The 13,520-nt window shown below is 58.3% G+C and carries 3 protein-coding genes; all 3 read right to left on the bottom strand.

The window, feature by feature from the left end:
* Nucleotides 1–54: 54 nt before the first annotated feature.
* Nucleotides 55–1,767 (bottom strand): PfaD family polyunsaturated fatty acid/polyketide biosynthesis protein, encoded by a 1,713-nt coding sequence (locus ACUHMQ_RS04905; protein ID WP_445294329.1) that lies wholly within the window; start codon nucleotides 1,765–1,767, stop codon nucleotides 55–57.
* The gene (locus ACUHMQ_RS04900; RefSeq protein ID WP_445294328.1) at nucleotides 1,764–7,145 is read right to left on the bottom strand and encodes a beta-ketoacyl synthase N-terminal-like domain-containing protein; all 5,382 of its coding nucleotides are present in this window, start codon (nucleotides 7,143–7,145) and stop codon (nucleotides 1,764–1,766) included. The genes ACUHMQ_RS04905 and ACUHMQ_RS04900 overlap by 4 nt, the downstream gene beginning before the upstream one ends.
* Nucleotides 7,146–7,274: 129 nt before the next feature.
* The gene (locus ACUHMQ_RS04895) at nucleotides 7,275–13,499 is read right to left on the bottom strand and encodes an SDR family NAD(P)-dependent oxidoreductase (RefSeq protein ID WP_445294327.1); all 6,225 of its coding nucleotides are present in this window, start codon (nucleotides 13,497–13,499) and stop codon (nucleotides 7,275–7,277) included.
* Between the last annotated feature and the right edge of the window lie 21 nt (nucleotides 13,500–13,520).

Genomic DNA, 13,520 nt, shown 5'->3' with positions numbered 1-13,520 from the left:
GGGCGATTTAAAAGTGTGGTCGTATTCATCGGGCCGTCCTTCGCCTGGTCGGCCTCACGCTAGTTCCTGTACTTGCGACATCTGAAACAGACGCTCAGCCAACTTCTCGATGGTCGGGTAGTTCCAGATCAGGGTTGGGGATAACTTAAGCGACAGCTTTGCTTCCAGCCGGGTCAGAATCAACAATGCACGGGCCGAATCGAGCGCATAGCTCTCGAATGTACGGCGTGGATCAATATCGTCGGCAGTCACATCAAGCTGGGTTGCGACTTGCTCCATCAACCAGTCGCGAATTGATTCGGCGTCCTCGACTTGGATGTGTTGAGTTACTTTTGAAGTCTGTGCAGCGACGGTGGGGGCAGTAATGACAGGGCCAATAACAACCGCTGGAATGCTGGTCGGTCCTTCTGCAGTAGTGGATATTTGCTGTGCTGCTGCAGTCATCAATGCCTCTGCTACATCCGCTGCACGGCGCATCTCGACCTGGGCAAACGGTGTGTCTGCCGCCCAGACATTGAAGGCTCCCATCGCCGGACCGCACCAGACTTGGTAATCCATCGCGCGTTCAGGCACACCCTCGATTGCCCAACGCGATGACTGACCCAGATACCAACGGAATATCAGCCCCATCATCACTTTGGGGTCCTGCTGAGCGCGGGCAGCCATAGCCGGATTACGCTCCCGCCAGAAAGCCTCGGTCTGGATCTGTACGGTGGTCAGCGGCAGTTTGAAAAAGTCTTTCTCCAGCCGGTCACGCTCGGTTTGTGGCAGTGCCTCCAGACTTGGATAGTTACGGTAAAGCATCCACAGTGCGCCGGCACGGCTCGCAAACAGTGTGCCCCGTTTGAGCACCTGAACCTGCACGCCCAGCTCGAACATATCGGCCGCAGGGGCCATCGCGACATCGGCAAGGTCGGCACCGGCCAGTAAACGCCGGATTGCAGGCGAGGTGTTTGATTCGATACAAGCCTGGTTGATCGAACCCGTCACAACATAGTCCGCCCCCATCGCAAAAGCTGCGCGAATTGCCGCTGGTGTGCTGATACCGCCGGCTGCGCCCAAGCCGACATTCGCCGCTGGCGCAAAGCTATGGGCGACACGCGCACGCAGCAACATCAGCGCTGGCAATGCGCAAACGAGGGATTGGCGGTCGGTATGTCCACCTGAATCCGCTTCCACCGTGATGTCGTCTGCCATTGGCAATAGTCTTGCCGCTGCAGCTTCTGCGTCAGTCAGCGCGCCTTCTGCCAGCAATGCGTTCAATAATGACTCTGGCGCGGGTCGCATAAAGGGCTCGGCTACTTCACGGCGCGATACTTTGGCGATAACGCGTTGCTGCGCCACTGCACGACCTGAAGCATCGATGTGTGCACCACGTGCCCGATAGAGCACGATCGCCGATGTCAGCGCCATAAAGGCTGATGCTTCAATCACCTCGATGCCTGTGGACAGATACAGCTCGACCAGATTACGTTCCAATGCTGGGTCGTCGGGCGTGTGGATAAGGTTGAAGCACAGTGGCCGCCCGGGTAGTGACTGGCGCAAGCGGCCGATTGCCGCACTGACACGTGGCAGCGATAAGCCGGCTGCACCAAAGCTGGCCAGGCAACCTGCCCGGGTCAGGCTCTCGACCAGTGCTTCACCAGCAATACCATTGGCCATGGCGCCTGCCATATAAGCCAAACGTAAGTTGTAGCGTTGGCGAAACGCAGCACTGCCAAGTTTTTCGGCAGCCGGGGGAAGGTTGAAGGAAATAGCCTGGTTCATGCGAGGATTCCAGCAAGTTGTGACGTGACGGGAGAAGTGGCGACAGCTTGACCGACAAGACGAATACCCAGGCCTTCGACGCGACCTGCTACCCGACCGTTGTCGATCAGGTCGATATCGGCGATCAGGTAAGGCTCGGCGCCGAGACCGATTTCGACGATGTCAGCCCGGTAACGGAAGATTTGGTTCTGCGGCGTTACCTGGGCACGGAAACGCACCAGGACCGGCCGATTGACCATAGGTTGGAAGCGTGCTCCGGTCATGGAGATTTGCAAACCCAGCGCCAGCGCATGTGTCTGTAACAGTTGCATCGCGCCTTCGAGCATGCATGGGCCGGGGAATACCGGATCATCCTTGAAATGCGCCCGAATAGCCCAATGCTGCGGGTCGATACGCCACTCGGCTTCGCTGTAACCCAGGCCACATGCGCCCCCTGTAGCTTCGATGCGGACAATACGATCTATGAACTGAATGACTGGCGGCGGCAGGCGTAGCGAAGGGTTGCGTCCACCACTGGCGTGAGCTGGAGACATGACGGTATCGATTTCGCCACGTGCGAGTGCAAGTAGGTCCGTTTGTTCCAGTGATCTTGCCGGTGGTATCAAAGGTGCGACAAACGCTGTAGCCGTGGGTTGGCGTTTTGTACGGTGCTGGTCGGTGATGCCTGCACCCTTGGCCAATTCGTCGTAAGTGAAGAAACCGGCTGTGCAATGGTCGATTTTCAACACGGGTTGACCATCAACATGCGCCATGAAGTCGGTACGGAACAAGGTCGCATCGCCATTGCGGAAGGATTGCACGATGTGGATATCGTATTCCACACGCTGCCCGGCACGCGGCATATTGCCCAGATAGGTGAGTTGAGCATCGAGCCAACGATAGGCACGATTACCCTGGTTTTCGAAGTCGATGCCTAACCACCCGGCCAGGAACAATACGCCCTGAGCATCAAGCGACAAATACGAAGCCTGCCCATCGATTGAATTGAAGGCTGGATCGGGAATGTCATACTCGGTACGAATACGGCTGCCTTCAAGCTTGCCGTAGGTACCCGAAAGATGCGTGATGCGGCTTACCGCCATGAAGGGCGGGCCAGGAATGCGCACACGGCGCGGCATGGCGTCGATAGGTGCGTACTTTGGGCCTAGCACATTGGCGACACGGCCTTCGGCAAATTCCATTACATCGGCTTCGTTGAATAGCACCTCGCGTGGTGGTATCCCAATCGGGGTGGATGAAGGAAATGAGGTGGCAAGATTCAATGATGGGTTTACAAGAGCCGGTGTTTGAACGGGTATTGGATTCACCGCTTTAGGCAGGCGAGGCCGCGCCAATGCCTGGTCCAGCCCGTGTTGCCTTAGCGCATCTACCAGCTTGGTACGTATAGACGGCTTGCCGAATACCAGGTCTTTGAGCAATGCCGGTTTCTTCGGTGCAGGTGGCGGTAGACGCAATGCAGCGGATAGATCAAACGGTACCCGGTGAGTCAGCAGCAGGGACAACAGTTTGCCAAACATCACCGCGTCATTTTGGTCACGACGGCACAGTGCAAAACTGGCGTGTGGCTTACCGTGCAGGGTCTTATTTATCCAACGACTGCAATTTGCCCCTGGCCCGACTTCAAGAAAGAGTCGCACACCCTGGCTGTAAACACGTTCCACCAGTGCAGGGAAGTCGAGCGGGGAGACCGCGTCTGCAGCGATGCGTTCGGCAACGGCTTCAGGCGTCCAATCGCGTGGCGCCCCGCCGGCAAATTGCAGACCAGCAGGTTGTGTGAGCAATGGCACCGTGAAATGCGCTGCGATGGCCTGTTCCTCCTGCGCAGCCGGTGCGCAATGCATCACCAGACTGTCCGGTGCGGGTACTGCATCTGCGCCCAGTGCAGTGATGATTCGGGTACACGCGGCACGGTCACCAACCAGCACCACCTCATCAGGTGCATTGATCAGGCTCACATAGGCTTGTGGCTCTTGCTGCACAGCGGCGATTAAACGCTGGGCCGGTGCAAGTACCAGCAGATTTGTCCAATCTATGGATGCTTCATCTGGCAGCCCCCAGGTCGCACGAACAGCGGGCAGATCGCCCGACAAACGATCGAGGCTGCCACCTAGCGTGACTAATCGTTGGGTCCATGTATCGTCAGGTTGCCACGCGCCACTGGCGAACAGCATGTTGAATTGGCCCAGGCTGTGGCCGAATCTGGCAGCAGGTTGCAAGCCAATTCGCTCAGTCAGCAACTGGGTGTACTGCCAGCTGGTAATCACACCGGCTTTGATCAAAGCATCATTGTCGGCCAACAGTTTTTCTTCCAGCACCATGCGCTGCTCGGGGCTGATCGGCATCAGCTGCTTCGGATACAGCTGTACTGTGTCGGCGGCGATATCGACATGATTGTTGGTCAGCGCATCGATACTGCCGGGTACCAGTTGCCCAATTGAAGAGGCGATGCCGGTAAATGCGGTACTGAGCGGCGAGTAGACGAAAGCAACGCCGCCATCACGCCCGAGTGGATGTGCAGTGAAACGGCTTCCGCGCGGTGATTGCCACTCCGAAGAAACGCTAGGTAACTGGACCAAGGCTGCACGTACTTCGTCGCGCAGACCACTGGTATCTTCCGCTACCAGTACCAGCGCCAGTGGCGCTTGGGCTTGGTAGGCACGAACGGCTTCCAGACACAGCGTGGCGGCATTCGCACCAGCTTCCAGGTTCTGCAGATGAATAGCCAGCTCCGCCACAATGGCATTGCGGCTTTCCCCGGCAATAGGCAGCAACAACGGTAAAGCGGGTTCGACCGGCTTTGTGGCGATATCTGCCGGGGCTTCTGCCAGCAATGCCTGGGCGGCGCTGCCATCATTATCTTGCGCCAACACTGCGGCGATACGGTAACCTGCGCGTGGACGCAGCCAGGGGCGCGGTTCGGTCGGCACATAGGCTGCACTACCGGCAAGACCCTGTGTATGTGCTGATTCGCGCCAACCAGCCCAGGCTGGCAACTGTCTAGCATTCAGTGATAGTGCTGCATGTAGCGTACCCAGCAGTGGGGCGACCATGCGGCAGTGCCCGAATACTGCACCGGCGTTCCCCAAGGCTGGTTGACCATGGAGACTGGCTTCGGCAGGCCAGCCGGCACTGGTTTCAACCAGCGCTATCGCGTCGACTTTGCTGTTGGCCAGCACGGTTGTTGAAGCTGCTTCCGGCGTATCGGCAAAACCAGCGCCACGCCATTGTGCATAAGCGGTTCCACCACGTTGGCGCAGTGTTTCTGCTGGTTCCATTACGATGGCGACAGCGCCTTCACCCACCGGTTCAGTAGGGTCTATACCATGCGCTTGGCGCACCAGCATGTTTTCTATCGCACCTGCCAAGTCGACAGCACCGACCAATACGGCATCTGCTTCACCATTGGCCAGCAGCTTTGCACCAAGGTCCATAGCGCGAACAGCACCGGTCTCGTCACCCGTCAGCATAAAGGCGGGGCCGTTTAGGTCCCAGGTGGCGGCGATGCGGCTAGCCAGCAGGCTGCCGACATAACTCAGCATGACTACTGCATCGACTGGGTTATGCAAGGCTTCGCGCACCAGTTTGCTAAGGGTGCTGCGTTCTTCATCGCTTAATGCAAAGCCGGCTGCGTCCAGGCTGTCTTCCAAGCGCCAGGCGGACTCCCAACGTGCCATCAGCCTGTGGCCGACATGGTCCATTGCACCCGCGATAATCACTGCGGTACGGCTGCCTGGTTGAATACCTGCGTCACGCAGCGCTGCGTCACCCACTGCCAACATCAACAGCTGCTGTGGATACATGCGGTCGATGTCATTCGGTGGTACACGTAGGCGCAGGGCATCGATTGCGACACGGTCGAGGTAGGCTCCATTAGGCGCTTTGAAATCCAGGCCGGCATGCCGTTCAGCAGGTAATGGGCGCAACCGTGGCTCACCCTTGGCCAGGGCTTGCGCCACGCTGGCCAGGTCGGGGCAGTCGCCAATCGCAGCGCCGAGGCCACTCAACAATATGGGCGCAACCGGTTGTTTGGCGGCTGGGGTTTCCGGTGCGGTTTGATCGAGAGCGTCAAGTATTAGATGGGCATTGACGCCGCCAAAGCCAAACGCATTAATCGCAGCACGCCGATAAGGGCTGGGCCACGGGGCGGCCTCGGTCAGCACATTTGGCTTGCCAGCGATTTCCGCTGCTAACGATTGCTCGATACCTACTGTGGCCGGGATGACACCTTCACGCATGGCAAGCAGGGTTTTGACGAGGCCTGCAACCCCAGCGGCGGTAAGCAGATGGCCGACATTGGATTTGACCGTGCCGACAGCTTGCCCTTCACCAAACACTTTGGCGATGGTTTCCAGTTCGACCCGATCACCGAGCTTGGTACCTGTGGCATGGCATTCCACATAGGCCACACTCTTGGGGTCGATACCCGATGCAGCATATGCCCGCTCACAGGCAAGTTGCTGTCCTTTGGGGTTGGGTGCTGTCAGTGTCTGGCCACGGCCGTCACTGGATAGCCCGATCGCGCGTACCACGCCGTAGACACGCTGGCGGTGTGAATTCGGACGACGTAATATCAGCGCAACGGCGCCATCGGCCGGTGCAACACCATCCGATCGGGCATCGAATGGCCGATTGGGGCTGCCATCTGGCAGGGCTTGTGTAGCAGCGAATCCAAAGGTGGCGTAAAGCGTATCGAAAGCATTGGCGGCGACCACGACCATGGCATCGGCCTCGCCCGCGGCAAGATGGAGCGCAGCAAGGTGTATGGCATAGAGCGACGTGGCGCAGGCTGCGTCAATGGCATAGCGTGGTCCGCCCAAACCCAATGCATGCGCCAGTGTGGTGGTGATGCCGCCAGAAATCCGTGCCGATTCAGGATGTGTGCTGGGCGTAGGACGGCCAACGGTTAACTTCAGTGGGTCGTTTGGTGTGACTTCAGCAAAAGCCTGCGCCAATGCGTCGTCGTAGAGCGGCCGGGTAAGTGCATCGCTGGCTGAACCGGCAGCCCAGGCATAGCTGCCCAGCACCAGTCCTACCCGTTTCAAATCCTGGCCGGACCACATGTCAGCGTCGACCAATGCCTGGCGCGCCACATGCAGGGGCCACTGGATGCAACGGTCCTGTGCCGCGAGGAATTCAGCTGGCAAATGGTAGCCGTTCGGGTCGAAAACAAAGTCACGCGGTTTGGCGAGCTCCAGGCTCGACACATGGTCGGCAACACCGCGGCCTGGGGCAAGAAAGCGGGTAGGTTCGACACCCCAGTCGGCAGCATCGGCACTACGGATCGAACGCTTGCCGTTGAGGAGATTCTGCCAAAAGGTGGCAGTGTCCTTGGCGTCAGGAACCAGACAGGCAAGGCCGGTGATATCAAGCGGAAACATGTTCATTCCTAAATTTGATCGTTATGCGGCTAAGAGTCTGTCTACGATCTTGCTGCGCAGCTGTGGTCAGGACCAATGTGCAGTTCTGCACCCTGCTGACAGCTGCTCGCGACAGATCGTAAACAGGCCCTAAGCCAGGATGGGAGCGGGTTGATTGGCTGTGTTCACCGGCTTGGTGCCTTCTGCCGGCATCGTGTCGCCAACAACAAACTGGTAGCCACCGGCCGCACACCCCATAGCCGCATCGGCAAACAAGGCTGCGCCATCGACCGTGGGCAACAAGCCGATACCGCGTTCCGCAAACAGCTTTTTCAATGCAGGTGTCACCATTCCGCCTTCCCATGGTCCCCAGGCCAGGGCCACAGCACGAACGCCGTGCCAGCGCCGGGCAAGCTGGAAGGCCAGTTTGCTGAGTGCTTCGTTTGCCATGGCGTAGTCGGATTGGCCGGTATTGCCCGAGAAGCCGGCTGTCGATGAGAAAAGCAGAACGCGCTGTGGCGGCGTGTCATTGAGCGCTTCTATCAGCGTCAACATGCCATCGAGCTTGGGGCGGAATACGGTCTCGATGTCCTGCGCGGTTTTGTCGGCAATACGTCTGTCCGCCAATGCCCCGGCACCATGCACCAGCGCGGCGACCCGGCCATACTGGGCAGTCAGCGTAGCAATGGCTGCTCGGGTTGCGGTGATATCGCCAAGGTCGAGCGCCAGATAACTTACCTTGGCCCCGGTTGTCGCCAAAGCCTGCATGTTCTGGCGCACTTCGCGACCAGCCAACACGCTTTGACACATGGATTCGACCGCACGGGGCGTAGGCATGCCGCCTTCAGCACGTAATTGCTGCAAAGCCTGAGCTTTGAGTGCTGCCATATCGGAGATACCCACAGCCCAGTCAGGGTCGGCCGGGGCCAAGGGTGTGCGGCCTATCAACACAAAGTGAGCCGGTACCCGCGTTGCCAGTGCTTGTACACACTGTGCGGTTACACCTCGCGCACCACCGGTGACCAGTACCAGCTCACCGGCTTGCATGGGTGCGATACTCGCAGTGGGTGCTTGGTTGCGGGGTTCACCACAGGCCAGGGTACAACGACTGTTCTGACGCCAGCCTGTTTCCGCAGGTTGCAAGGCAGTATCGCCGATCTCATCGAGCAGGAATGTTGCGGCAAGCTCGGGTGGTAGATCTGCAGCCAGGTCGACAAAGCGGGCATGTACCGTCGGCAGTTCGTGACGCAGTGTTTTCACCAATCCCGCCAAACCACCGGCGACGGCATCTCCTCCACCTTGTAATCCAAGCTGGCCATCCAACCGCGCTGCAGCAAACAGGCGGGCGCCATTGCCCAGCATCGGAAGCAGCGTACGTACCGCGAGCAAAGCAATACCTAATCGTTGGCGACTGTTACGGGCATTGTCGGGCGTTTGCAGCATCACCACGACATCGGGCCGGCCAAACTCGCTGGTAATGGTTTCCAGGCATGCACCCAGTGTGTCCAACGAGGTAGAGCGCTGTGGCCAGGCCTGTCCTTCGCTTACCGCGCTCGATGGCACCCAGCCTTCCAGCCGGACCAGCACAGGGCGGTAACCGAGTTGCGTCATCCGTACAGAAAGCATCGTTGTCAGCGGTGTGCCATCGGTGAATATCACGGCAGTCTGACCGGGCTGACGAAGTGGTTCATGCGCAGCAGGCGCTTTTAACGCAACCGGTATAACGGGTAATGGTTGCCAACGTGATGAAATGGATGGCGCTGCTACTGGCTTATTCAGCAAGGGTTGTTTTGCATGACTGGCTATTTCTGCCAACTTTGCGGCTAATTCGGCCAGTGTTGCTGCACTACGTAAGTCATCACTGCCGGTGTCGGTTGTCACGCCCAGCGTATCGCGCACAGCAGCCAGAATTTCGACCCGCTTGATCGAATCGACACCGAGGTCGCCTTCCAATCGCATATCGATCGACAACATCTCAACCGGGTAGCCTGTCTTGTCGGCTACGGTCTGTAATAACAAGCGAGCCATGCCAGTTGTGTCGATAGCGCTATTTGTTACCGGCGTGACAGGAAGGGAGGGTGGGGTCGGCGTTGCTTGGGGCAGTGGTGCAGGTACAATGGTATTCGCCATCTCAATCTTGACAGCTGAAGCGATATTGGCGACTTCCACCCCGCCTTGCAGTAAAGCTGCGATCTCACCAAGGGTAGCGGCACTGCGCAGTTCGTCACTGGCGGTAGCGGTGGATAACCCGAGCGCATCGCGCATGCTGGCAAGGATTTCAACCCGCTTGATGGAGTCCACACCCAAATCGCCTTCCAGTCGCATTTCCAGCGATAGCATTTCGACTGGGTAACCTGTCTTGTCAGCCACTGTTTGTAAAAGCAATGCCCCAGCATCGATGCCGGCGTGGTTTGGCAGCTCTACAGGTTCGGGAACTGGTATATGAGTAACAGGAACAATCGGCGCTGCGGATATAGCAAAATCAGCTGGCTGCACACCCTGGCCCATGGCATTCAACAATGTGGCGATTTCGGCCAAAGTACCGGCGCTACGCAAAGCATCGCTGGCCGTGGTTTCAGTCAGCCCAAGTGCATCACGTACAGCAGCCAGAATTTCGACGCGCTTGATCGAATCCACACCCAGGTCGCCCTCTAAGCGCATTTCCAGCGTTAGCAGGTCGACTGGGAAGCCGGTTTTATCAGCCACTGTGCGAAGCAGCAACTGCGCTACATCGGTAGAGGGGGCGGATTGAGTTGCGTCGGAGAGTACCGGTGCAATGGGTGCTGCCACCGTATTCGGTGTTGGCTCGGGTGTAACTGCCAGTGGAGTCAAACCAACCAGCAACGCCACAATATCGGCCAAGGTGCCGGCACTGCGCAGCGAATCGCTTGCTGAAGCTTCAGCTAGCCCCAGCTCATCGCGCATAGCAGCCAGAATTTCGACACGCTTGATCGAATCGACACCAAGGTCGGCTTCCAGGCGCATTTCCAGTGTGAGCATTTCAACCGGGTAGCCTGTCTTATCGGCCACGGTGCGTAAAAGTAATGCGCCCAAGGTGGCTTGCGTGCTGGCGGTAGTTACGGCTGGAACTGTTACAGCAATGGCTGGCGTGGCGGGTACAACCAACCCGGTTTGCTGCTGCACTGGCTGTTGGAACTGCGCGATGCACTGTGCCAGCTCTGCCAGATTCTGCGTAGCGGCCATGGCCTCATTCGTTGGCAGGTTGCCAAAGACATCGCGCATAACCGAGAGAATCTCCACCCGCTTGATCGAGTCGATACCGAGATCGCCCTCAACAGACATATGCGGTTCGATAAGCGACACAGGAAAGCCGGTTTTGTCGGCTACAACTTCGATCAAACGAGCGAGCACATCTGCTGTCAATGTCGCTGCTTGTGCAGGCTGTGAGGCAACTTGAACGATGGCATCCTGTATCCGGGCTATGGGCTGTGTTGTAACAAAGGGTTCGTCAGCTGGCGAATTCACTTTCAAAGCGGTTTGCCCCGTACGTACGCCATTGCGAACCGCGGGCCAGTCACCCTCGCCACGCGGGCGGATTACGGCTGTGTTGATGCGGATTTCCAGCGGACCCGCCGGTGGCGGCATTACTGTTGTGTTACGTAGCTGTATCGGTAGACCCAGCACTGCCAGCCGCACTAACGCTTCGTCGAGCTGACGGCTGTCGTTACCCGCAGGGTCTTGCGAGACAGGCAGTACAGTGTGGGGGCGGTCGCCCAGAATGTCGCCGATCAACCGGGTAAGAATGGCGCGTGGGCCGATTTCGACGAAAACCCGTCCGCCTGCAGCATAGGTTGCTTCGATCTGTTGCCGGAATTGCACGGCATTGAAGGGCTGGTGTGCCAACAGATGGCGAATACCAGCCTCATCGGCCGGATAGGCTTGCGCTGTGAGGTTGGCAAGCACAGGGAAACGTGGCGCTGCCAACGGCAGACTTGTTAGAGCTGTTTGCCATGGTGCTTGTGCATAACTGACCAGATTGGTGTGGAATGCAGCAGCCACTGGAATACGTACGGCGTTGATGCCAACTTGGCTCAGTATTTTTATTGCGTGCTCAATCGCCTGCGTGCTACCGCCTGCAACGGTTTGCTTGGGGCTGTTGAGGTTTGCCAGCGCGATGCCAGGCAAATGGCCCAATAAAGGTTGCAGCTGTTCCGCAGACGCGCTGATGGCAATCAACCCGCCTACATCGCTGCCGGCCGGTGGAGTAAGCGCCAAACCACGCGCCAATACGGCGCTTCGGTAAGCGTCATCACTGAATACACCTGCTGCCCACAGTGCCGACAGCTCACCGAAGCTGTGGCCCAGCGCCATATCGGGGCAAAACCCGGCACGCTGCATCAGCCCATAAAGCGCCATGTTGTAAGCACCGATGGCAGTTTGCGCGTTAAGCGTGTGGGTCAATGCTGTGCGTTGCGCATCGGCACGGGCAGCATCAAAGGTATCGGTTGGAAATACCAGGCTTGAAATAGGAGCAAGGCCACGGGCTTGACCGGCGACATCAAATGCCTCAAAGCAGTGGCGCACGTCCGGGTGGTCGATGCTCAAGCGGGCACCCATACCAACGGTTTGCGAGCCTTGGCCACTGAAGACAGCAACGGTACGTCCACCCGCTTCAATACCGCGGTTGCGGTAATGCACGCCATTCGGCAGTGACCATGCGGCTTCCATTGAGCGGCGGTTGATTTGCTCGGCCGCGTTACGCAGCAGTGCAGGCGCATCCTCAAAAGAACGCGCCAACAAGCCGATACGTGGCTGGTTCGGGTGCAGCGGTCCTGGGGGCCACAACACCGCAGTGGCCTCACCACGTGCAATCTGCTCAGCCAGGTTCTGGCAACGTTGCGCCAATGCAGTGGGGTTCTCCGCCGCGAGCAATATCACAATGCTTCTGTTGTGGCTGGGCTGAGGGTGGTTTTTGCTGTATTCCTCCAGCACCACGTGGACATTGGCCCCACCAAACCCAAACACGCTGACACCTGCCCGACGCGGTAATCCGGTGGAGGCCAACCAGGGCTTGGCGTGCCTTGGCAGATAGAACGGCCGCTCACTGGTGCTGAGTCGTGCGTTGGGTTTGGATACATTAAGTGTGGGTGGGATCACCTTGTGGTAAAGCGCCAGCAGGGTTTTGATCAAGCTTGCGGCGCCGGCAGCCGCTTTGGTATGGCCGATCTGTGCTTTCACGCTGCCTAATGCGATTGGCGATTCGGTTTTTCCCAGTACCGCTTCCAATGCTTCAATCTCAACAGCATCGCCCACGACAGTACCGGTTGCATGCGCTTCCACCAGTCCGATGCTGGCAGGAGCAATACCGGCGTCGTTGTAGGCAGTGTGTAACGCACGTTCCTGTCCTGCGCGATTGGGTGCGAAAATCGCGCCACCGGCACCGTCGGTCGAAGCGCCCAAACCACGGATTACACCGTAGATGCGATCGCCATCTGCTACTGCGTCGTCCAGCCGTTTGAGCACGAGCATGCCAACGCCCTCGCTGATCATGGTGCCATCCGCATCGGCATCGAACGCGCGCACCTTGCCTGATTTGGACAGGGCAGGTGTTTTGCTAAAGCTCAGGTAAGCGATATTGGAATTGTCGGTATCCACACCGCCGGTCAACATCACATCAGCCGCGCCGCTACGCAGCTCCAAACAGGCAAGCCGGACTGCGGCCAGTGAGCTTGCACAGGCCGCATCCACTGTGTGGCTGGCTGCGCCAAGGCCAAAGCGGTTGGCAATGCGGCCCGCCACTACATTGGCAAGGAAGCCGGGAAAGGTGTCTTCGCTCCAATCGGGGTAATGGCGACGCATCGTATCGGCCACTTCGCCGACGATGCTGTCATCTATCCCAGCCTGACGCAGCACATCAACCCATTTGGCGATATCAGCCCGCTTGCCCATCTCGGAGGTGAGCTTCATGGTATTGCCCGATACACCCAACACGATACCGGTGCGCGCCATGGGTAAACGCCGGCCTGTACTTGTCTGGTCTGGCGCATAACCTGCATCGAGCAACGCTTGCCGGCCAACTGCCATCGCATAAAGCTGTGCGGCATCGGTCGAAGTCAGGATATTGGGTGGCATGCCATAGCGCAGCGGGTCGAACTGAAGATCGGGAACAAACCCGCCTTTGTTGGCATAAGTGCAATCGGCAGCTTTGGGGTCGGGGTTGTAGTACGCATCCGTGCGCCAGCGACTGGCGGGAACGGGTTCCAGACAATCCGTCTCATCAAGGATATTGCGCCAATACTCAGCAAGATCTTTTGCACGCGGCATCATTGCCGCCATGCCGATCACTGCGATGGGGATAGATTCAGTAGGGGACCTGGATGCGGTTCGATCGGATTGGGTGGGCTGATTAGACATTGCAGCTTCTCTTTGTGAATC

Source organism: Chitinimonas violaceus (genome assembly GCF_052601015.1).
The sequence above is the reverse complement of the archived record's forward strand: the minus strand, read 5'-3'. Positions and strand labels throughout refer to the sequence as shown.

What these genes read in the sequence shown, in the direction of transcription:
- ACUHMQ_RS04905 (WP_445294329.1), bottom strand. Translation starts at nt 1,767, where the DNA reads ATGAACCAGGCTATTTCCTTCAACCTTCCCCCGGCTGCCGAAAAACTT.
- ACUHMQ_RS04895 (WP_445294327.1), bottom strand. Translation starts at nt 13,499, where the DNA reads ATGTCTAATCAGCCCACCCAATCCGATCGAACCGCATCCAGGTCCCCT.
- ACUHMQ_RS04900 (WP_445294328.1), bottom strand. Translation starts at nt 7,145, where the DNA reads ATGTTTCCGCTTGATATCACCGGCCTTGCCTGTCTGGTTCCTGACGCC.